The organism is Aquihabitans sp. McL0605 (genome assembly GCF_049993875.1).
Classification (GTDB): Bacteria; Actinomycetota; Acidimicrobiia; order Acidimicrobiales; family Iamiaceae; genus Aquihabitans.
Map to the genome: position 1 here is coordinate 783090 of NZ_CP188252.1, position 22487 is coordinate 805576.

A 22487-nucleotide genomic window follows, 5' to 3' on the forward strand; every position below is an offset into this window, starting at 1 on the left:
GTGCTCCTCGGTCAGCGCGGCAGCGGGGCGTGCGGGTAGCGGTCGAGGACGAGGCGACCGAACCGGTCGCACTCGTCGAGGTGGGGGTAGCCGCTGAGGATGAAGGCGTCGATGCCGACCGCCCGGTACGCGTCGAGCTTGGCCCGCACCTGATCGGGGTCGCCGACGATGGCGGCCCCGGCCCCCGACCGGGCGCGGCCGATGCCGGTCCACAGGTGGTCCTCGGCGTAGCCCTCGTCGTCGGCGCCCTCGCGCAGCTCGCCCTGGCGGGCCACGCCGGCCGACCCGGTGTCGAGCGACCGGCTGCGGATGGCCTCGCCGGTGTCGGCATCGAGCATCGACACCAGCCGGCGGGCCGCCGCCCGCGCCTCGGCCTCGGTCTCGCGCACGATGACGTGGACCCGGAAGCCGTACCGCAGCGTGCGGCCGTGGGCCGCGGCCCGGCCCCGCAGATCGTCGATCACGGCTGCGGTGGCGGCGACGGTGTCGGGCCACATGAGGAACACGTCGGCGGCCGCCGCGGCCACGTCTCGGGCGGCCGGTGACAACCCGCCGAAGTAGAAGGGCGGACACGTTCCCGAACCGGCGGTGAGGCGCGGCGGATCGAGCTCCAGGTCGAGGAACTCGCCGTGGAACGCCACCGCCTCGCCCCGGAGGAGCCGGCGCAGCACGGTCATCGTCTCGAGCGTGCGGCGGTAGCGCGGCGCCGACTCCAGGGCCTGGCCGGGCAGGTCGCTGGAGATGATGTTGACCAGCAGGCGGCCGCCGAGGATCTGGTCGAGGGTGGCGAGCTGCCGGGCGAGCTGCGGCACCCACAGCTCACCGAGGCGCACCGCGACCAGCGGGCAGATGCGTTCGAGCATCGGGGCCACCGCCGCGGTGAAGGCCACCGGATCGATGCCGAGCGCGTAGCCCGACGGCATCAGGATCGAGTCGAACCCGTTGCGCTCGGCCGCCAGCGCGATGTCGCGGCAGTGGTCCCAGCTCGACGCCAGGGCCGGGTCGGCCACACCGAGAAGGTCGTAGTCGTCGTCGCACAGGGCGCCGAACCAGGCGACCTCCGGCGGCGACGCCGCGGTCACGGGTGCGGCACGCCCTCGGACGCCTCGATGATGCGGTAGCAGTCGATGCGGTCGAGGTGGACCTCCAGGGCCTGCTTGGCCTGCCGCAGCCGGTCGACCTGCTGGGTGCCCACGATGGCGACCGGGCTCGACGGCGCGCACAGGACGAACGCCAGGGCGAGCGTGGCCCGGTCGACGCCTTCGCGCGCGGCCAGCTCATCGAGCACGGCGAGCAGCTCGTGACGGATCCCTTGGCCGGTGGCGAGGTCGCCGCCGGCGAGCGGGCTCCACGCCAGCACCGCGAGGCCCTCCTCCATGGCGAGGTCGAAGGTGCCGTCGCGCAGCGGCTGGAGGTGCGCCGCCGAGTACTCGGGCTGCGTCGACACCAGGGGCGCCTCGAGGTACGCCATGATCGCCTTGGTCTGCGCCGGCGTGTGGTTGGAGATGCCGATCGTGCGCACCTTGCCCGCCTCGACCAGCCCGTCGAGCGTCTCGGCGACGTCGAGCGGGTGCGTGAAGAGGTCGGGACGGTGGACCTGGTAGAGGTCGATCACGTCGACGCCGAGCCGCCGCAGCGACGCGTCGCACGCCTGCTCGAGGTAGGCCGGCGAGCTGTCGTACGGCACGCCGGCGCAGATGCCGCCCTTCGTGGCGAGCACCATCCGGTCGCGCAGCTCGGGAGCCGCGGCGAGCACCTGGCCGAGCAGCTCCTCGGCCTCGCCGAAGCCGCCCCCGCCGTGGCCCCGGCCGTAGATGTCGGCCGTGTCGACCAGGTTCATGTCGAGGTCGAGCGCCGTCTCGATCAGCTCCTGGGCGTCGGCCACGTCGGCGCCGGCGAACCGCCAGCACCCGAACGCGAGCGGCCCGACCTCGAGGTCGGCATCGTCGTCGTCGCCGAACGCGAGCGTCCGGGCTCCGGCGTCGACGAGAGAGGGCAGGTCCAGGTCATCAGGCACGGCTGCGGATCGTACCGGTCGGGTGGCAGACCAGGAAGGTGAGCCCGCTCGGCATGGAGGTCGCGCCCGCGGGCGCCCACGAGCTTCGACACGCTCCGCGCCAGAACGACCGCGCATCGTGACTACGATGCGCGGTCATCGCTGCGTGGGCGAAACGGCACTGAGGGAGCACGGCGGATGACACCACGGACGGCACGGGACCGGTTCGTCGCAACCGCGATCCTCCTCATCTCGACCCTGCTGGCGGTGATGCTGCCCACCGGCGCCGCGAACGCCAGCGCGCCGACCACCACCTCGCCGTTCATGACGGCACGAGCCATGGTCGTCGACCCCGGCACCGGCCGCGTGTTCGTGTCGGGCGATGACGCCGTTGCCGTCCTGGCACCTGATGGCACCCTGTTGAGCACGGTCCCCGACGTCTACGGCGCCTGGGGGATCGACGCGACCCAGGGTGCGATCTGGGTGAACCAGTCCACCGATGGCGTGATCGCGAAGATCGATCCCGTCTCGATGACGGTCACCAAGCGCTACACGGTCGGACACACCCTCGGCGACAGCCTGACCATCATCGGCAACGCAGCTTGGATCGGACGCGGGGGGACCGAATGGGCGGGGATCGGCCGGTTCGACCTCGCGACCTCGGGCTTCACCATGGTCGGGAGCTACTACGGACCGACCGCGCGGCGGCTCGGCACGTCGACGACCGATCTCCTCATCGTGCAGCGCGGCTCGTCCGGGGTCTACCGGATCTCGGCGACGACCCCCTACGCCCAACTCGCTTCGAGCCACTCGGTGGCGTACAACAACGACGTCGCCGTCGACGGGACCGGTTCGAAGGTGTACGGGGTCAGCTATCTCTCCCGCTTCGACGCGTATGACGCTTCGACCCTCGCGCCGACGGGAGCGTCGTACCCCACCGCCGACGCTCCCTCCACCATCACTTGGTCGCCCGGCCACGGCGGAGAGCTCGTGGGGACCACGTTCGTCGGAGTCGTGGTCTACCGGGTCGGTGCGCAGAGCCCGATCGCACAGATCCCGCTCTCGGGCGCCGCCAACCCGAAGGCGTTCACGACCTCGCCCGACGGTGACACCGCCTACCTCCTCGGGGCGAGTTCCAGCACGATCCGATTGATCGACCTCCGGCCGGCGATCGCCACCGCGTCGCCTTCGACCGTGGTGCAGAACGTGCCGGCCACGGTGACCGTCACCGGCACGGCGCTCGGCGGCACGACCTCTGCGTCGATCGGCGGGATCGCCGTGACCCCCACCTCGGTCGAGCCTGCCAGCGTGACCGTCACCATGCCGTCGGGGGTGCCGCTCGGATCCCAGTCGCTCCTGCTGCACGGTCCGACCGGCGACGCGTCGACCACGATCCAGGTCCAGGCCAACACGGGGGGCGGCCTGAGCGGGACCGTTCGCAGCGAGACCACGCCCGTCGCGGGTGCGGCCGTGACGCTGAGCGGAGGCGCGCTCAGCGCGCCGCTGCACACGACCAGCGCCGCCGACGGCTCCTACGCGTTCGCCGGAGTCGGCTACGCCACGACGTACTCGATGACGGTCCACGACCCGACGGGGACGGCGCCGGACCAGGCGATCAAGGGCATCGAACTGGTCCCCAACGACCTCCTCCCCCTCGATGTGAGCCTCTCACGGCCCAAGACCGGCAGCGCCGAGCTGGTCCGCACCACGATCGACTCCACCGAGGCCTCCGCTCTGGTCGTCGACCCCGCGAGCGGCCGGTTCGCCGTCGCCGGCGGGACCGAGGTCTCGATCTTCGACCCCGGCGGCCTGCTCATCGCCCGCATCCGCGGCCTCGACGGCGCGGCGGACCTGACCACGCTCGACGGCGAGCTGTACGTCAGCCTCCTGGAGGATGACGAGGTGGCCCGGATCGATTGGACCGCACTGACCGTCACCGGACGGTGGCCGCTCGGGCGACCGACCAGCGGGTCGATCGCGGGAGCAGGGGGCCGGATCTGGTTCGTCGACGGCACCACCCCGGGGGCGACCCTGGCCGCGCTCGACCCCGCGACCGGCGCCATCACCTCGACCCCCGGGTCCCTCTACGACCCGCTCCTGCGAAGCGTCCAGGGTGCTCCCGACGAGTTCACCGCGAGCGGACGGAACAGCTCTGACCAGCCGACCACCCTGTTCGACGCGGCGGGCGGGACCCTCACGACCATCGCCCACACCGACACCTTCGGCCAGGCCATCACGCCCCACCCTCCACTCACCTCGGTGGTGGCCACCGGGCGCGTGTACGACTCGAGCGGGTTCGAGTTCCGGCTCTCCGACCTCATCCCCGATGGCGTCGTCTACGCCGGCAACGGGCCATCCGCCTACTCCGCCGGCCATGGCGGAGTCATCGCGGTCGGGACGACGGTCGATCGGGCGGGCATCCCGACCGCGTCCCACCAGTTCGGCGGGACGGCCTCGGCAACCGGGCTGAACGCAGCGGGCGACCGGCTGTTCACCGTCGAGGGCAACCACCTGGTGGTCCGCACCCTCGTGCCCACCGTCGCCAGCGTCGCGGGCCCGGTCCACAAGAGCACCACCGCCGTCCTGACGGGCACGGGGCTCGGCACGCTGACCGGCGTGGCGATCGATGGCAGCCCCGTCACGTTCTCGAACGCCACCGCAACGTCGGTGAGGATCGGCATCCCCGACCTCGCACCGGGGACCCACCAGGTCGTCATCACGACGGCCTGGGGTTCGTCGCAACCGACGTCGTTCCAGGTCGTGCTCCCAACGGTGCCAGGGGCACCGCCGGCCCCCGAGGCGTACCCCACGGTGGGCGGAGTCGTCGCCTACTGGTCGGATCCGGTCGACGACGGAGGGCTCACCATCACCGGCTTCACCGCAACGGCGGCCCCCGGCGGCGCGACCTGCACGACCACGACCATGCACAGCTGCACGATCTCCGGACTCCTCCCGGCCTCGATCGTGACCCTGAGCGTGAGGGCCACCAACGGCGAAGGGACCGGCCCCTCGTCGCCGGCGAGCACACCGGTGACCATCCCGACCGCGCCCGACGCACCGACCGCCGTCACCGCCGCCGCGGGCCCGAGCCGGGCCGCACTTCAGTGGTTGGCGCCCGCGGTGGACGGCGGTCTCGTGGTGACCTCCTACACCGTGTGCACCTCCACCGATCCCCTGGTTCCCACCGCGTCCGCCACCTGTACCCGCACGGGCACGAGCGCGACCGTGCGCTCGGTCGGGGGGCTCACCCCGCACGTGACCTACTACTTCAAGGTGGCCGCCGAGAACGCGGCGGGCGTCGGGGTGTGGTCCGCGCCGACCACCGGAGCCACCCCGTTCGCGGCACCCGACGCGCCGACCGGCCTCACGGCGACCGCCAGCCGCCTGGCGATCAGCGCCAGCTGGACCGCTCCTGCGGCCGACGGTGGCTCCCCTATCACCGGCTACCAGCTGTGCGCCCAGGACGCCGCCGATCCGCAGCAGCGCGAGCGCTGTGCAACCGGTGGCACGACCCCCAGCCTGACGCTGGACACGGTCGAAGGCGGAACCACCTACAACGTCACCGTCCACGCGCTCAACGCGGCTGGCGGCGGTGCAAGATCGGCCGCGAAGACGGTGACCACCCCGGTGTCCACCCCTGGGGCGCCCGCGTCCGTCACGGCCTCGCCGGCCAAGGACGCCCTCACCGTGGCATGGCACGGGCCGACCCAGACCGGTGGCAGCCCGATCACCGGGTACGAAGTCTGCAGCTCGACCGACCCGGCGATGCCAGCCGGATCGACCACCTGCACCACGAGTCCGGTGGCCACCGATGCGATCATCAGCGGGCTGCCCGCCGGTACCACCAGGTTCGTGACCGTTGCGGCCACGAACGCGCTCGGCACCGGTTCCCCGTCACCGGTGAGCAACGGCGCGATCCCGTTCACCGGGGCGTCAGCGCCGACGGCGGTCCTGGCGGAACCCGGACTCGCCGGAGCCCACCTGACCTGGCACACCCCGGCTTCTGACGGTGGCAGCCCGATCACCGGGTATGCCGTGACGCCGTACAAGAACGGAGTCGCCCAGCCGACGCAGATGCTGCCCACCGTCGCCACGGGCACTGACATCAACGGGCTCATCAAGCACGTGAGCTACACGTTCACGGTCGCAGCCGTGAACGCCGGCGGTCCCGGCGCGGCATCGGAACACACCGAGCCCGTGATCCCCTACGGCGCGCCCATGGAGCCGTTCGCCACCTGGGATGCGTTCGTCGCCTACCAGTTCAAGTCGTTCACGGGCTCACCGGGGACGACCGCCTCCCGCGCCGCCGAGGCCACCATCCTCGCCAACGGCGTGAACACGCCCGAGGCCTGCATCGAGGGGCTCCTGGGCAATCCCTGGTATGCCCCGGTGATGGCCCCGACCGCGCGGCTCTACTGGGCGTACCTGGGACGCATCCCTGACCACAGCGGTCTCGAGTACTGGACCACCAAGCGGCGTTCCGGAACCACCCTGCTGCAGATCTCCGCCTCGTTCGCGGCGTCGAACGAGTTCAAGCACACCTACGGCTCGCTCTCGTCGGGCGGGTTCGTGGACCTCGTGTACCGCAACGTCCTCGGCCGCGCGCCCGACGCCGCCGGCCGGAAGTACTGGGTCGGCCGGCTCGCCAACGGCACCTCCCGAGCCCAGCTGATGATCGACTTCTCGGAGTCGAGGGAGTACCGCGGCTCCAGCGCGGCCGCCGTCACCGTGGTCGAGATCTTCGCCGGCATGGTCGATCGCTCGCCCACCAAGGTCGAGCTGTCCACCTGGCAGGTCCTGTCGCAAGACGCCCTCATCGAGCACATCCGGCTGAGCGCCGAGTACGCCGACCACGTGAGCTGAGGGAGCGAGTCCACCGGTCGGGTGGCAGGCTCGGTAGGTGAGCACGGCCGCGCCCTCTGACATCGTCCGCTACGGGATCATCGGGTCCGGGATGATGGGGCTCGAGCACCTGTGGAACCTCCACCACGTGCCCGGTGCCGCGGTCACCGCGATCGCCGACACCAACCGGCCGAGCCGCGAGTTCACCATCGCCATGGACGAGGGCCGGAACCAGATCACCGAGTTCGAGGACCACCGCGACCTGCTCGCCTCCGGGCTGGTCGACGCGGTGATCATCTCCACCCCGAACATGACCCACCGGGCCATCCTCGACGACGTGCTCGCCACCGACCTGCACCTGCTGGTGGAGAAGCCGCTGTGCACCACCGTCGCCGACTGCCGCGCCGTGCTCGCCGCCGCCGAGGCCCGCCGGGCACGCGGCTGCGACGCCGTGATCTGGGTGGGGCTCGAGTACCGGTACATGCCGCCGGTGGCCCGCCTCCTCGAGACCGTCCACGCCGGCACGATCGGCCCGCCCACGATGGTCGCCATCCGCGAGCACCGGTTCCCGTTCCTCGAGAAGGTCGGCGACTGGAACCGGTTCAACCGCAACACCGGCGGCACCCTCGTCGAGAAGTGCTGCCACTTCTTCGACCTCATGAACCACATCACCGGCGACCGACCGGTGCGGGTCCTCGCATCGGGCGCCCAGGACGTGAACCACCTCGACGAGCGCTACGACGGCGAGGCGCCCGACATCTTGGACAACGCCTTCGTGATCGTCGACTACGAGGGCGGCGCCCGGGCCCTCCTCGACCTGTGCATGTTCGCCGAGGCCAGCGAGCACCAAGAGGAGCTGTCGGTCGTCGGCCCCCTCGGCAAGGTCGAGGCCTTCCTCCCCGATGCGACCGTGCGGGTGGGGCTGCGCCGCGTCGGGCGCGCCGGCATCCGGACCGACGTGGTCCACGACCCGCGGGTCGCCTACGAGGGCTTCCACCACGGGTCCAGCTACCTCGAGCACCTCGACCTCCTCGCCGCGATCCGGTCGGGCGCCGCACCGGGCGTCGGCCTCGACGACGGGCTCCTCAGCGTGGCCATGGGCGTGGCCGCCCATCGGTCGATCGAGTCGGGCACGGCGGTCGCCCTCGCCGACGTCCTCGCCGATCCCACCGCCTGATCGCCCTCCCCCTCGAGCTCGGCACGGATCGAGGACGTCCGTGACCCTGATCGGTGCCAGGTCCGGAGGAGGTCGGGGTTTGTACCTGGTACAAACACCGTTCTGTGCCACTCGACCTGTATCGATCGGGAACGGGCGCGTACCATGGCCGCCATGAGCGACGCCCCCTCCCCCGCGTACCGAGACGACCGCGCCCACGTGTTCCACTCGTGGTCGGCGCAGAACGCCCTGAACCCGCTGGTGATCGCCGGCGGCGAGGGCTCCTGGATCTGGGACGAGGGCGGCACCCGCTACCTCGACTTCTCCAGCCAGCTGATGAACGTCAACATCGGCCACCAGCACCCGAAGCTCATCGCCGCCATCAAGGACCAGGCCGACAAGCTGGCGACCATCGCCCCGTTCCACGCCAACGAGGCGCGCAGCGAGGCCGCCCGCCTCATCACCGAGAAGGCCGGTGGGGACCTCGACATGGTGTTCTTCACCAACGGCGGCGCCGAGGCCAACGAGAACGCCATCCGCATGGCGAAGCTCCACACCGGGCGCCACAAGGTGCTCGCCATGTACCGCAGCTACCACGGCGCCACCGCGGGCTCGATCAGCCTCACGGGCGACCCCCGCCGTTGGCCGAGCGAGCCATCGCTCCCCGGCGTCGTCCACTTCTGGGGCCCGTACCCCTACCGCTCGGCGTTCAACTCCACATCGCCCGAGGAGGAGACGCAGCGGGCACTCCAGCACCTCGCCGACACGCTGATGGTCGAGGGCCCGCAGACCGTGGCCGCCATCATCCTCGAGCCGGTCGTCGGCACCAACGGCATCCTCGTCCCGCCGCCCGGCTACCTCGCCGGCGTGCGCGAGCTCTGCGACCAGCACGGGATCCTGTTGATCGCCGACGAGGTCATGGCCGGGTTCGGGCGCTGCGGCGAGTGGTTCTCGATCCAGCACTGGGACGTGGAGCCCGACCTGATCTGCTTCGCCAAGGGGGTCAACAGCGGCTACGTGCCCCTCGGCGGCGTGGTCATCTCCCGAGCCGTCGCCGACACCTTCGGTGATCGCCCGTACCCCGGGGGCCTGACCTACAGCGGCCACCCGCTGGCCTGCGCCTCGGCCGTGGCCAGCATCCGGATCTTCGAGGAGGAGGGCCTGGTCGAACGGGCCCGCACCATGGGCGACCAGGTGGCCGGGCCGGTGCTGCGCGAGCTGGCCGACCGGCACCCGTCGATCGGCGACGTGCGCGGCCTCGGCCTGTTCTGGGCGATCGAGCTGGTCAAGGACCGCACCACCCGCGAGCAGCTGGTGCCGTTCAACGCCGCCGGGGCCGCGGCGGCACCGGTGGCCGAGGTGGTGGCTGCCTGCCGCAAGCAGGGCCTGCTGGTGTTCGCCCACTTCAACCGCATCCACGTGGTCCCGCCGCTGGTGATCAGCGACGACGACTTCCGCCACGGCGTGAGCGTCCTCGACGACGCCCTCACCCTGGCCGATGCCCACGTGAGCTGACGGGTGAGGAGGGAGGGGCCGGGTGGAAGGCCCCTTCCCTCCTCGTCGCCTACCCGCCCGGGGGGAGGGTTGAGCGGGAGGCGAGCTCTGGTCAGCGGTTCTCGGGGAACCCGAGGTCGACGCTGGAGGTGGCCGGGTCGGGCCACCGGCTGGTGACCACCTTCGACCGCGTGAAGAAGTTGATGCCCTCGGGCCCGTACATGTGCTGATCGCCGAACAGCGAGGCCTTCCAGCCGCCGAAGCTGTAGTAGCTGACGGGCACCGGGATCGGGACGTTGATGCCGACCATGCCGACCTGCACGTCGAACTGGAACTGGCGGGCCACGCCACCGTCGCGGGTGAACAGGGCGACACCGTTGCCGAAGGGGTTGTCGTTGATGAGCTGCAGGCCCTCGTCGTACGACGAGATGCGGGTGACGGCCAGGACCGGGCCGAAGATCTCCTCGTCGTAGCAGGCCATGCCGGGCTTCACGTCGTCGATCAGGCTGGGCTTCAGGAAGAAGCCGTCGCCGCCGGGCAGGTCGGTGGTGCCGTCGACCACCACCGTGGCCCCTTCGGCGGAGGCACCGGCCACGTAGCCGGCCACCTTGTCGCGGTGCTCGGCGGTGATGAGCGGGCCCATCTCGGAGTCGGGCTCGGTGCCGGGGCCGACGGTGATGGCGGGGATGCGCTCGGTGACCTTGGCGATCAGCTGGTCGGCGACCGAGTCCATCGCCAAGATGACCGACAGGGCCATGCACCGTTCGCCCGCCGAGCCGTAGGCGGCGCTGACGACGGCGTCGGCCGCCATGTCGAGGTCGGCGTCGGGCAGCACGAGCATGTGGTTCTTGGCGCCGCCGAGGGCCTGGACCCGCTTGCCCTGCTGGGTGCCGGTCTCGTAGATGTACCGGGCGATCGGGGTGCTGCCGACGAAGCTCACGGCGGCGATGTCGGGGTTGTGCAAGATGGCGTCGACGGCCTCCTTGTCCCCGTTGACCACGTTGAACACGCCGGCCGGCAGCCCGGCCTGGGCGAAGAGCTCGGCCAGGAAGAGCGCGGTGGACGGATCCTTCTCCGACGGCTTGAGGATGAAGGTGTTGCCGCACGCGATGGCGTTGGCGAGCATCCACAGCGGGACCATGGCGGGGAAGTTGAACGGCGTGATGCCGGCCACCACGCCGAGGGGCTGGCGGATGGAGTACACGTCGACGCCGGTGGCGGCCTGCTCGGTGAACCCGCCCTTGAGCAGGTTGGGGATGCCCGTGGCGTACTCCACGTTCTCGAGGCCTCGGGCCACCTCGCCCAGGGCGTCGGACAGCACCTTGCCGTGCTCGGCGGTGACGAGCGAGGCGATCTCCTTGCGGTTGGCATCGATCAGGTCGCGGAAGCGGAACATGATCTCGGCCCGGCGCGACAGGCCGGTGGCCCGCCACGCCGGCTGGGCGGCCTTGGCGACGGCGACCGCAGCATCGAGCTCGGCGGTGGACGCCAGGTCGACCGCGGCCTGCTGGACCCCGGTGGCCGGGTTCCAGACCACGCCCTGGCGACCCGAGGTGCCCTCGATGACCTTGCCGTCGACCCAATGGCTGATGCGCTTCACGTGGTTCCCTTCAGGCCGCGCCGGTCGGCGGTACGGCAGACCTCGCCCACAGTAATGACACAATCACGGCCGTACAATCCGCCATTTGTTACCGTACAATGACCGCCTGTTCCCCGTCCCTGCCGTAGGAGACCCCGTGCCCGCCGCCCTGGCTGCTGCCATCGAGACCCGCAACGCCCAAGGGATCGCCGCCGGCATCGGCCGCCTGATCTCGTCGGGCCAGCTGCCCGTCGGGACCCGCCTCCCCACCGTCCGCGCCCTGGCCCAGGAGCTCGACGTGTCGCCCACCACGGTCTCCGAGGCATGGCGGACGCTCGCCGCGGTGGGCGCCATCGAGCCCAGGGGCCGCAACGGCACGTTCGTGCGGCAGGTCCCCACGCCCGGCGCCGGCCACCGGTACCGCAGGGTCACCGAGGGCCCCGGCCACTTCGCCCTCGACCTCTCGTCGGGCACCCCCGACCCGGCGCTCCTGCCCGACGTCGGGCCCGCGATCGCCCGCCTCGACCGCCACCACCTCACCAGCTCCTACCTCGACAACCCCGTCCTGCCCGAGCTCGAGGAGATCCTCCGCGACACCTGGCCGTTCGCCCCCGAAGCCATCACCGTGGTCGACGGCGCCATGGACGCGATCGACCGGATCGCCCACGCCGTCGTGCGGCTCGGCGACCGCGTGGTCGTCGAGCACCCCACGTTCCCACCCGTGCTCGATCTCCTCGAGCAGCTCGGCGCCGAGGTGATCGGCGTCGACCTCGACGACGAGGGCATCTCGCTCGCCGGGCTGAAGGCGGCCCTGGAGCAGAAGCCGACGATGGTCTTCCTCCAGCCTCGAGCCCAGAACCCCACCGGCATCAGCATGACGGCCAAGCGGGCGCGGGCCGTGGCCCGGGCGCTGGCGGGCACCGGCGCCGTGGTGCTCGAGGACGACCACTCCGGCGACATCGCGTCGGGAGACCTGGTCAGCGTGGGCGCGTGGCTGCCGGCGCAGACCCTCCACGTCCGCAGCTTCTCCAAGAGCCACGGCCCCGACCTGCGGCTGGCGGCCATCGGCGGCAACGCCGAGGTCATCGACGCGGTGGCCACCCGGCGGCTGCTCGGCCCCGGTTGGAGCAGCCGCATCCTCCAGTCGGTGCTGGTCGCCATGCTCAAGGACACCAAGACCATCAAGCAGGTCGACGCGGCCCGGCGGGCCTACGGCGAGCGGCGAGCGGCGTTCGCCGGGGCGCTCCGCGACCACGGCATCGAGACGCTCGGCACCGACGGCATCAACCTGTGGGTCCCGGTCGACGACGAGCGCTCGGCGGCGATCGAGCTGGCCGCCCAGGGCATCGGCGTGGCCCCCGGGACCCCCTTCTCCGTGCGCCCGCACCCCGACCACCTGCGCGTCACCGTGGGGCTGATCACCGGCGGCATCGACGCGATCGGCACCGTCGCCGGCCAGGTGGCGGCCGCATCCGGCCCGGAGCAGACCTGGTCGACGCGCACCCGCTGACCTGGGCTCTTGGACCTCAGCTCACCCTCAGCGGTGGAATCCCCACAGAAAGCGGTTTAGCCCTCACCCCATCGGGGTAGGGAACCTGCTGATCGTGAGCGGAAGCGGTGAGGAACGCCATGCGGGCACGAGCGGGTGCGAACGAGCGAGAGGTCCGAGGGCGGCCCGCCGCATCGATCTCCCCCGTCCTGCGCCTGCTCGCCGCCGCCCTCGTGGGCGGCGCCATCCTCCTGCTGTGGAGCGCGGGCGCCGACGCCCGCACCGCGGCGCCCGCCGCCGGTGCCCCCACCCCCGCGCCGTCCACCGGTCCGGTCGGTGACCTCCTGAGCAGCAGCGGGCCCCTCGCCCCCGTCGTCGGCCTGGTCGATCCCCACACCGGCGGCGTGCTGACCTCGACGCTCGACGGGGTCAGCGCCACGGTCGACCCGCTCGTGACCACCGTCACCGGCCCCATCGCCACCGTGACCGATCCCGTCGTGGACGGGGTCGTCCACCCCACGGTCGTCACCGTCGCCTCGGTCGTCACCACCGCCACCGGCGCCATCGCATCGCCGCCTCCGGCGAACCCCGCCCCCGACCTCCCCGGACGGCCCGGTGTCCCCGACACCCCCGGCCTGCCCGGTGAGCCGGCCGTGCCCGATCCCGGATTCGGCACGATCACCCGCGTGATCGAGACCGACCTCCCTCCGGTCCGCCCCGGGACGGGCACGGCCACCACCCGATCGGGCGCAGCCCCTGGCTCCCCCGCCGAGCGCCCGTCGACCGCTGCCGCGGTGCCGGGCACCGCCTCCGATCCCCACGGTGCGACGGCATCCGGGGCCCCCGCCCGGCAGGCGATCACCGCCACCGCCGCCACCCCCTTGCCGGTGGCCCCTTCGACGCCGTCGGCGCCTGACCGGCCGATCGGCGTCCCCGACGTCGACCTGGCGGGCTGTGCGAGCCACGCCGCCATCGCAACCGGGACATCCCCCGTGCTCTCCGCGTTCCTCGGCAGCTCCGCCGATGGCAGCGCCGGGACCACGGCCAACGTCGTCGACCAGCCGCACCGCTCCTGCGTGCGCGCCCCCAGCGACGACCCGCCGGTCGCGCCCGACTGACCGTTCCTCCAGGCACCTCCGCGTGCCCAGGTCATCGAACACCCGGCTGCGTCAGATCGACGCGCCGGTCGATCCAACCTTCCTTGGAGGAACCCGTGAACACACTGCTCCGCACGGTGCTGCGCCTTGCCCTGGTCGCCCTCGGCCTCTGGCTGCTCAGCGTCGTCGCTCCGTCACCTGCTTCGGCCGCTCCGGCCACCGACCACCCCCTCATCGATCTGGACCTCACCGTCCCGGTCGACCTGTGCGGCACCACCGTTGCCGTCCTCAGCGCCAGCACCGCCTCGTGCGGCGCGCCCGCCACCCCACCGGCTCCCCCGCCGGCCACCTCGACCCCGCCGGCCCCGGGCCCGCAGCTCGTCGACGCAGACGTGGCGATCCCCGTCGACCTGTGCGGCACCACGGTCTCGGTCCTGGCCTCGGGATCGTCGAGCTGCTCCACGGCGGCACCGACGCCGGCGACCGGCACCGCGACCCCGACCACGGGTTCGTCCACGGGCACCAGCTCAGGCACCAGCTCGGGCTCGGGTTCGCTGATCGACGTCGCCGGCACCGTGCCCGTCGATGTCTGCGGCACCTCCGTGGCCATCGTGAGCACCACGTCGGCCAGGTGCACGCCGCCCCCTGCCCCCGCAGGTCGGGGAGGCTCCACGATCGGAGGGATCCTCGGGGTGGGCCTGGACGTCCCCGTCGATGTCTGCGGGACCTCGGTCGGCATCGTCGGGACCACGTCGGCGACCTGCGCTCCGACCGCACCCGGCGATGACGGGGCCATCGCGATCCCGATCGATGTCTGCGGCCTCACGGTCGGCGTCCTCAGCACCAGCGCCAGCAGCTGCGTCGACCCGGGGGTGCCCGAGGCGCCCGTGGATCCGGTCGGTCCGACCGGCCCGGTGACCCCGGTCGATCCGGTCACTCCGGCCACCCCGGCCACCCCGGTCGTCCAGGCGGCCCAGGGTGACCCGGCGCCGGCTCCGGTGGCCACCGGAGCCGTGACCACCGCGGCGCCGGCGGAGCCGTCCCCGTCCAGCGCCCTGGCCCGGACCGGCCTCAACGTGATCGGCCTCGCGCTCGCCGGGCTGCTGCTGGTGGCGGTCGGTCTGGTCCTCGTCGGCCCCCGGAAGCGGGCGGGGCGCTCGTCGAGGACCACCTGAGCGAGGAGGCCACATCCCGGGGGGAGTGGGGGGAGGGGGGCTGGTGGGGGTCGGGCAGGGCCCGACCCCCACTGGTGCCCCAGGAGATCAGGGCGTCCAGGATGCCGCGGTGGCCAGCACGCGCGCCGGGGACCCGCCGGCCACGACGCCGGCCGGGATCACGCCGGTCACGACCGACCCTGCGGCGATGATCGATCCCTCCCCGATCTCCGTCCCCTTCAACAGGGTGCAGCGGCTGCCGATCCAGACCCGGTCGGCCACGGTGATGGCGGCGCGCTTGGTGCGGGGCACCCCGGCCACGGTGAGGTCGTGCAGGTCGTCGTCGAGGATCAGGCACTCCGGCCCCATCGCGACGCCCTCACCGATCGTCACGACGGTGTTGGCCAGGATCTTCGCGCCGTGGTTGATCCGCGTGTGGCTGCCGATGGCCAGGTGGCCGCCGACGGTGATGCGAGCCGAGGCGGCGATCTTCACATCGGCACCGATGACCAGGGTGCCCGCGTCGTGGATCAGCAGCGCGCCCCGATCTCCCGGTGCGTGGAAGAGCCGGTTGCACAAGATGCCGAAGTAGAACGGCCCGTCGTGCACCACCCTCCGGGCCCCTCGGTAGCGCACCGTGGAGGCCACGAGGTGACCGCGCCGGCGGAACACCAGGGCGAACCCGACCTGGGCCGCGTCGCGGACGGGCATCGGCGACCGACGGAGCCAGCGCACGTGGCGCTTGACCACCGAACCGAGACCGGGCCGAGGGCCGCTCGCCTGCGCCATGGATCCTGCCCTCCTCACCCGCCGGTGCTGCCGTGGCAGCACGTCCCCACGCGCAGGGAGCGTAGTTGGCTCCTCGGAGCGACCGCGCCGGGTGAGCCGGGTCAGCCCGAGGCGGCCAGACCGTGGACCCAGCTCTCGTACAGCTGGGCGTAGCGGCCGCCCTGGCCCACCAGCTCCGCGTGGGTGCCGAGCTCCTCGAGCTTGCCGCCGGCCACCACGCCCACCCGGTCGGAGCGCTCCGCAGTGGACAGGCGGTGGGCGATCACGATGACGGTCCGCCCCTTCACCAGCCGCTCGAGCGCCCGTTCCACCAGGACCTCGGTGCCCGGGTCGAGCGACGAGGTGGCCTCGTCGAGCACGAGGACCGCCGGATCGGCCAGCGCCGCCCGCGCCAGCGACACGAGCTGGCGCTCCCCCGCCGAGAGGCTGGAGCCGCGCTCGTTGACCTCGGTGTCGAGCCCGTCGGCCTGCGACTGGAACCGGGCGAGGAGCCCGAGCGACTCGAGCGCGTCCTCGACCTCCTGGTCGGTGGCATCGGGCCGGCCGATGCGCACGTTGTTCCGGATGGTCCCGGCGAAGAGGAAGCCCTCCTGGGGCACCACGGTGATCTGGGTGCGCAGCGACTTGAGCTGGGCGTCGCGCAGGTCGATGCCGGCGAAGGTGACCCGGCCGGCCGTGGGGTCGTAGAGGCGGGCCATCAGCTTCGCCAGGGTGGACTTCCCGGCGCCGGTGGGCCCGACCAGCGCGAGCTTCTCGCCGACGGGCAGGACCAGGTCGACGTCGGAGAGGACCGGATCACCGCCGGCGTACCCGAACGTGACCCCCTCGACGCGCAGCTCGCCGTGGTCGGGCAGCGGCACCGCCCCGGCGCGCTCCTCGAGATCGATCGGCGTGTCGAGCAGGTCGAACAGCTTGTGCAGGGCGGCGCCTGACGACTGCACCGTGTTGAACAGCTGGGACAGCTGCTGGAGCGGCTCGAAGAGGTTGGACAGCGTGAGCACGAAGAAGGCGACGGTGCCCACCGTGGCCGAACCGTCGACCACCATCCTCCCGCCGATCGCCACCACCAGCGCGGTGCAGCCGATGGCCGCGCCCTCGATCACCGGCAGGTACCAGGCCTGCACGAAGACCGACTTCATGTGGGCGCGGTAGAGGCTGTTGTTGCGGGTCTGGAAGCGGTCGATCTCCAGGTCCTCGCGGCCGTAGGCCTGGATGACCCGGACCCCGCTGATGCCTTCCTGCAGCGACGACAGGGTGAGGCCGATCCGGTCGCGCACGGTGAGGTACGCCTCGTTGGAGTCGCGCTGGAACTTCACCGACGCGATCACCACGAACGGCACGGGGATCAGGCAGACGAGGAGCAGCTGCCACGACACGATGGCCAGCACGACGATCGACCCGAAGATGAGCAGCAGGCTGGCCAGGAGCTGCAGCAGGCCCTGCTGGACCAGCTCCTGCAGCGAATCGACGTCGGAGGTCATCCGGCTGATGACCACGCCGGCCTTCTCGCGGTCGTAGAACGGCATCGACAGCTTGAGCAGGTGGTCGAACACCCGGTTGCGCAGGTCTCGGAGGAAGCCCTCACCGGCGCGGCTGATGTACAGCACCTGGGTGCGGCTGGCGAGGTAGGCGACGACGGCCACCACGATGTAGGCGACCACCGCGAGGTTCAGGACCATGGGGTCCTTGGGCGTGATGCCGCGGTCGATGCCCACCTTCAGCAGGAACGGCCCGGCCAGCACCGCCAACGTCGACACGGTGACGAGGAGCCCGGCGCCGATGACGTCGCGCCGGTAGGCGCCGAGCATCTTGGCGGCGCGGCGCATCACCTTGGCCGCCTCTCGCCGGTCGAGCTTGGCGTCGTCGTCGACCGCCGCCATGGGCATCACGGCGACACCACCTCCTCGGCATCGGAGCCGGCCCGCCGAGCCGCCTCGGCGTCGGCCGCTTCGGCCGCATCGGCCGCATCGCCCAGCGCGGCGTGGCGGGCCTGCTCCTCGTCGGCCGCCGCCGACGCCAGGACCACCCGGTAGGCCTCGCTGGTGCGCAGCAGCCCCTCGTGCGTGCCGTCGGCCACCACCTTGCCGTCGCCGATCAGCACGACCCGCTCGGCCAGGGCGATGGTGGCGGGCCGGTGGGCGATCACGATGGTGGTGCGGTCGCGCATCACCTCGGCGAGCGCGTCGCGGATCTCGTGCTCCTTGGTGGGGTCGACCGCCGAGGTGGCGTCGTCGAGGATCAGCACCCGCGGGTCGGCGAGGATGGCGCGGGCGATGGCGATGCGCTGGCGCTGGCCGCCCGACAGCGAGAAGCCGCGCTCGCCGATCTCGGTGTCGTACCCGTGGGACAGCCCGCCGATGAACTCGTGGGCCCCGGCCAGGCGAGCGGCGCGCTCGATGTCGGCGATGGACGCATCGGCATCGGCGAACGCGATGTTGGCCGCGATCGTGTCGGAGAAGAGGAAGGTCTCCTCGAACACCAGGCCGACCGCTCCGCGCAGCTCCGACAGCAGCACCTGGCGGACGTCGATGCCGTCGAGGAGCACGGCACCTTCGCTCACGTCGTAGAAGCGGCTGATCAGCTTGGCGGTGGTGGACTTGCCGCTGGCGGTGGCGCCGACGAGCGCCACCGACTGGCCGGCCGGGATGTGCAGGTCGAACCCGTCGAGCACCAGGTGGTCGTTGCCCTCGTAGTGGAACGACACCTGCTGGAACCGCACGTCGCCACCCGTGGACGGCAGCGGCTCGGGCTTCACAGGATCGACCACGAGCGGCTCGGTGGCGAGGATCTCGTGCACCCGCTGGGCCGACGCCGCCGCCCGCTGGGACATGGCGACGATCCAGCCGAGCATGCGCAAGGGCCACACCAGGAGGACCACGTAGGCGTTGAACGCCACCAGGGCGCCCAGCTCGAGCTGGCCCTCGATCACCTGGTGGCCGCCGTAGGCGAGCACCATGATCAGCCCGATGCTGGGCAGGAGCTCGAGCGCCGGCCAGTAGACCGAACGGATCTTGGCGGCCTCCATCGACACCTCGTAGAGGTCGTCGGCCTCCGACGAGAGGCGGGCGGCCTGCGTGTCCTCGGCGGCGAACCCCTTGACCACGCGGATGCCGGTGACCGTCTCCTCGACCACCGCCGACAGCTCCGCCGACTCCTGCTGGACGCCGGTCATGGTGGGCTGGAGCTTGGTGGCGAACCGCTTGGCCAGCACGTTGACGGCCGGCAGCGAACCGAGGGCGAGCACGGTGAGCACCGGGTCGACGCGCACCAGGATCACCAGCACGGCGGCCACGGTGGCGATGTTGGCGATGGTCAGCGGCACCAGCACCACCGCGTTCTGGATCTGCTGGAGGTCGTTGTTGGCCCGGCTCATCAGCTGGCCGGTCTGCTGGCCGTCGTGGAAGGCGAAGTGCAGGCGCTGGAGGTGGGCGAACAGCCGGTCGCGCAGGACCGCCTCGGTCTTGCGGGCTTCCCTGAAGGCGAGGTATCGGCGGATGCCGGTGAAGAACGCGGTGAACGCGCCGGCCACGGCGATGAGCCGGGCGTAGTGCGAGATCTCCGACGTATCGCCCGGCTGGATGCCCAGGTCGATGGCCTTGGCCACGAGCGTGGGCACGGAGACCTTGGCCACCGTCCAGGCCAGCCCGGCCAGGGCTCCGGCTGCGATGCCCCAGCGCTGCGCCCACATCTGGCGACCGATGAGTCGCCAGCCCGCGCTGACCGGGTTCGCCTCTGCGTTGGATCGTCGACTGATGGTGTGCTCCGAGGGCCTTGACCGCCGGGTCAAGGGTACCGGCGGTCCCCTCAGCGGATCGCATCCTTTCTGCACGGTGAGCGCAAGGAAACGCGCTCAACCCGAGCGGCCCTTCTGCCGATACCAGGGGGTCAGCATCCCCTGACCACCGGGTCTCGGTGAGCACCGGTGCCATCCCCCCAAACACCGACCCCAGGCCAACGCCTCGGGCAGAGGCCGTCCCGTGCGACTCGAACAGCTGGTCCTCTTCGGACCGAGTGACAACTTCTGCATCCAGTTCGGGCCCCGGGTCACGGTCATCGCCGGCCTGGCCACCGATGAACGCACCTCGATGCTCACCACGCTGGTGGACGCCATGGCCGGGCGGGTGCCCAACGCCTCGGTGATCTTCATCGACCAGGCGGGCCGGCGCGTCTACGCCGACCGGATCGGCGCCACCTACGCGGACAACGGCGTGGCCGCGCCGTCGCTCAGCCAGCTCCTCGGCTCCGATCCCACGGTCATCGCCGATCTGGTGACGCTCCGCGAGGAGGACCTCGGGCTCGGCGAGCACCGCACCGAGGAATCGATCGAAGCCGACCTGATCAGCGCCCGCGCCGCCGTGGAGCAGCTGGAGGCCGAGCACCGCGAGGTCACCACCTACGTCATCGAGATCGAGACCTGGCAGCAGCACCTCGCCGAGCTCGACGACGAGATCCAGCGCACGCCCGACGAGATCGACCGCTGGGAGTGGATCGGCCTCCGCAACCAGCTCGACGAGCTGCGCGCCGAGCTGGCCTCGCTCGATCGCCCCGAGGACGTCGATGCCGAGGCCGCCGACGCCCGGCTGCTCGCCGCGGTCGAGGACCTGCGGACCACCGGAGAGGCGTGGGCCGAGGCCAGCACCGCCGCCACCGAGCTCGGGGTCCAGGTGGGGCCCCTGCCCCCGGTGAGCGACGCCGACCTGGCCCGCGTGGCCGCCACCCCGGACGCGCTCCCCGTCGACCTGGACGACCGCGTCGCCACGCTCGAAGCCGCGGTGGAGATCCACCGGGTCTGCGTCGACGCCATCAAGGCCGCCGACCAGCAGCCCGCGGACCCAGCGGACGGCATCGTCTACGAGCTGGCCCAGCTCGACCAGGACCGCCTGTGGCAGGCGCACGCCGCCGCCGTGAAGGCCCAGAGCCTGTACGAGGCCGAGCTGGAGAGCCACGCCGACGACACCGACCCCGAGGTGGAGTCGGAGATCGAGGTGGCCCACCACGAGGTGGTCCGCTGCCAGCGCGAGGTGGAGCGCCGCTTCCGCCCGGGGATCCTGGGCGCGTCGACCCTGGCGGTGGCCGCCCTGCTGGCCGGACAGGCCATCTCGGTGATCGTCGGCGCCATCTTGCTGATCGGCGCCGTGGCCATGGGCGTCTGGCTCCTGGTCATCCCCCGCAAGGAGCTCGCCGCCGCCGAGCACGCCGAGGCGCAGGCCCTCACCCACGCCGACGCCGGCTCGTGGCTCGGCCTGCACCTCCGCCGCATCGACGACGTCATGCAGCCCACCGACCGCAAGGGCCTGAGCGCCGCGCTCGACCTGCGCTCCAGCACCCGGCTCGACTGGGAGGAGATCAGCTCCCGGACCAGCCTGGAGGCGGCGACCGAGCGCAAGGACGCGATCCTCGCCTACGCCGACGCCATCGACCCCAAGGCCCGCGCCGCCCGCGAGCAGGTCGCACGCGACGCGCTCGCCGCCTCGATGAGCCAGGAGGTCGCCGCCCGCCACGAGCTCACCCGCGGCCTCGACGGCTTCGGCCTCCCCGACGACGGGGCGTTCGACCTGGCCCCATCGCAGATCCGCGGGGTGCTGGAGCAGCGAGCCAGCGCCGGCCGCTACGCCCGCCAGGTCGTGGAGCTCCAGGAGCTCACCGCGGTGGCCACCACCGCGGGCATCGACCTCGACGCCCTCCTCTGCCGGCTCGGCTTCGACGACGGCGACCTGGCCGGCCGCCTCGACCGCGCCATCGTCTCGGTGGAGTCGGCCCGCCGCCGCCGCCTGGCCGCCACCGACAGCCGCGGCCGCGACGACCTCGAGGCCGAGATCGCTCGGCTGTCCGACGAGGTCGGCGCCCGCCGCCGCCTCAGCTGGGACCTCACGCCCGACCCGACCGAGGCCCCGCAGGACCTGGCGGCCCTCAAGGACCGCCGGCGGCTGCTCGCCGAGCAGATCGCGTCGGAGCGGATGCCCGACCTGGGTGACGTGGATCGCCGCACGGGCGTCGCCGCCGAGCGCGTCCGCATGCTCGAGGGCGAGCTGGCGACCCTCTCCGACGGCCCCGCCGCCGTGCGCCGGCGGCTCGCCGACCGCATCGCCCGCACGACGTGGATCGGCCCCAACGAAGAGGCCCTCCCGCTGATCATCGACGACGCCCTGGTGGGCGTGGATCCCAGCGAGCTGTTCAAGCTGCTCGACATGGTGGTCCGCCTCTCGACCCGCACGCAGGTGGTGCTGCTCACGAGCGACGCCACCATCGCCAAGTGGGCGCGGCGCGAGGCCGAGAATGGGATCATCACCGTGTTCGAGACGGACGGCGCCGCCACGCTCTAGGGGCACGCTGACCTCGGCGGTCTCCCGCCGAGGTGGGGTCAGTCGATGCGCCGGAGCTCGGCCCGGTAGCGGCGGCCCCGGTCGACGTAGGACTGCATGCCCAGCGAGATCATGTCGGGGGTGACGCAGTCCGGACGGATCTTCGCCGGGATGCCGAGCGCCATCGACCCCGTCGGGACGACGGTGCCACCCGAGACCACGGCCCCGGCGCCCACGAGCGCACCCGTCTCGACGACGGCACGGTGCAGCACGACCGACCCCGAGCCCACCAGGGCGGCGTCGTGGACGATGCAGCCCTCGAGGTGCGCCAGGTGGCCGACGACGCACTCGTCGCCCACGGTGGTGGGGAACGACGGGGTGGTGTGGAGGACGGCACCGTCCTGGATGGAGGTCCGGGCGCCGATGAAGATGTCGCCGTCGTCGCCGCGCAGCACCGCACCCGGCCAGATCGAGCTCTCCGCGCCGATGGTGACCGACCCGATGATCACGGCCTCGGGAGCGATGTAGGCATCGGGATGGATGTTCGGGACCTGGAGTCCGAGCGCGTAGACGGGCATCCGCGGAGGGT

14 protein-coding genes are annotated in these 22487 nt (G+C 72.1%); 7 read left to right on the forward strand and 7 right to left on the reverse strand.

All coding sequences use genetic code 11. The features are described from left to right. Positions 1 to 11: 11 nt before the first annotated feature. A complete protein-coding gene (locus ACPPVX_RS03525) occupies positions 12 to 1082 on the reverse strand; it encodes an LLM class flavin-dependent oxidoreductase (RefSeq protein ID WP_426573509.1) in 1071 nt (356 codons plus the stop codon). After that, positions 1079 to 2017 (reverse strand): aldo/keto reductase, encoded by a 939-nt coding sequence (locus ACPPVX_RS03530; protein WP_426573510.1) that lies wholly within the window; start codon positions 2015 to 2017, stop codon positions 1079 to 1081. Before ACPPVX_RS03530 ends, ACPPVX_RS03525 begins: the two co-directional genes overlap by 4 nt. Before the next feature lie 177 nt (positions 2018 to 2194). On the opposite strand from ACPPVX_RS03530, the gene ACPPVX_RS03535 reads away from it, so the two are divergent. The 3 genes from ACPPVX_RS03535 to ACPPVX_RS03545 all read left to right on the forward strand — a co-directional run bounded on the left by ACPPVX_RS03535 (position 2195) and on the right by ACPPVX_RS03545 (position 9509). After that, on the forward strand, positions 2195 to 6859 hold the full coding sequence (locus ACPPVX_RS03535) for a fibronectin type III domain-containing protein (RefSeq protein ID WP_426573512.1): 4665 nt from the start codon (positions 2195 to 2197) through the stop codon (positions 6857 to 6859). Positions 6860 to 6896: 37 nt separating this feature from the next. After that, positions 6897 to 8015 carry a Gfo/Idh/MocA family protein gene (locus ACPPVX_RS03540; RefSeq protein WP_426573513.1) on the forward strand — a complete coding sequence of 373 codons (1119 nt, stop codon included), beginning with the start codon at positions 6897 to 6899 and terminating at the stop codon, positions 8013 to 8015. A 153-nt stretch (positions 8016 to 8168) separates the two neighbouring features. Beyond that, positions 8169 to 9509, forward strand: a complete 1341-nt coding sequence (locus tag ACPPVX_RS03545; RefSeq protein ID WP_426573514.1) for an aspartate aminotransferase family protein — start codon at positions 8169 to 8171, stop codon at positions 9507 to 9509. A 91-nt stretch (positions 9510 to 9600) separates the two neighbouring features. Here ACPPVX_RS03545 and ACPPVX_RS03550 read toward each other — a convergent pair whose 3' ends face one another. After that, on the reverse strand, positions 9601 to 11088 hold the full coding sequence (locus ACPPVX_RS03550) for a CoA-acylating methylmalonate-semialdehyde dehydrogenase (protein ID WP_426573515.1): 1488 nt from the start codon (positions 11086 to 11088) through the stop codon (positions 9601 to 9603). Positions 11089 to 11224: 136 nt separating this feature from the next. Here ACPPVX_RS03550 and ACPPVX_RS03555 point away from each other — a divergent pair, with 136 nt between their 5' ends. From ACPPVX_RS03555 to ACPPVX_RS03565, 3 genes are all read left to right on the forward strand, one after another. After that, positions 11225 to 12577, forward strand: a complete 1353-nt coding sequence (locus ACPPVX_RS03555) for an aminotransferase class I/II-fold pyridoxal phosphate-dependent enzyme (protein ID WP_426573516.1) — start codon at positions 11225 to 11227, stop codon at positions 12575 to 12577. Between the two features lie 119 nt (positions 12578 to 12696). Further along, the gene (locus ACPPVX_RS03560; RefSeq protein ID WP_426573517.1) at positions 12697 to 13674 is read left to right on the forward strand and encodes a hypothetical protein; all 978 of its coding nucleotides are present in this window, start codon (positions 12697 to 12699) and stop codon (positions 13672 to 13674) included. A 95-nt stretch (positions 13675 to 13769) separates the two neighbouring features. Next, positions 13770 to 14828 carry a hypothetical protein gene (locus ACPPVX_RS03565; protein WP_426573518.1) on the forward strand — a complete coding sequence of 353 codons (1059 nt, stop codon included), beginning with the start codon at positions 13770 to 13772 and terminating at the stop codon, positions 14826 to 14828. Positions 14829 to 14915: 87 nt separating this feature from the next. Here ACPPVX_RS03565 and ACPPVX_RS03570 read toward each other — a convergent pair whose 3' ends face one another. The 3 genes from ACPPVX_RS03570 to ACPPVX_RS03580 form a co-directional block, all read right to left on the reverse strand. After that, a complete protein-coding gene (locus tag ACPPVX_RS03570; protein ID WP_426573520.1) occupies positions 14916 to 15596 on the reverse strand; it encodes an acyltransferase in 681 nt (226 codons plus the stop codon). 101 nt (positions 15597 to 15697) lie between these two features. Beyond that, positions 15698 to 17482 carry an ABC transporter ATP-binding protein gene (locus ACPPVX_RS03575; RefSeq protein ID WP_426574983.1) on the reverse strand — a complete coding sequence of 595 codons (1785 nt, stop codon included), beginning with the start codon at positions 17480 to 17482 and terminating at the stop codon, positions 15698 to 15700. Beyond that, positions 17482 to 19284: an ABC transporter ATP-binding protein gene (locus ACPPVX_RS03580; protein WP_426573521.1), complete on the reverse strand. Its 1803-nt coding sequence runs from the start codon at positions 19282 to 19284 to the stop codon at positions 17482 to 17484. Before ACPPVX_RS03580 ends, ACPPVX_RS03575 begins: the two co-directional genes overlap by 1 nt. Before the next feature lie 289 nt (positions 19285 to 19573). On the opposite strand from ACPPVX_RS03580, the gene ACPPVX_RS03585 reads away from it, so the two are divergent. Beyond that, positions 19574 to 21919, forward strand: coding sequence for a hypothetical protein (locus ACPPVX_RS03585; RefSeq protein WP_426573522.1), 2346 nt, complete (start codon positions 19574 to 19576; stop codon positions 21917 to 21919). A gap of 38 nt (positions 21920 to 21957) precedes the next feature. Here the strand turns inward: ACPPVX_RS03585 and ACPPVX_RS03590 are convergent, their stop codons facing one another. Continuing rightward, positions 21958 to 22476, reverse strand: coding sequence for a gamma carbonic anhydrase family protein (locus ACPPVX_RS03590; RefSeq protein ID WP_426573523.1), 519 nt, complete (start codon positions 22474 to 22476; stop codon positions 21958 to 21960). Positions 22477 to 22487 lie beyond the last annotated feature (11 nt).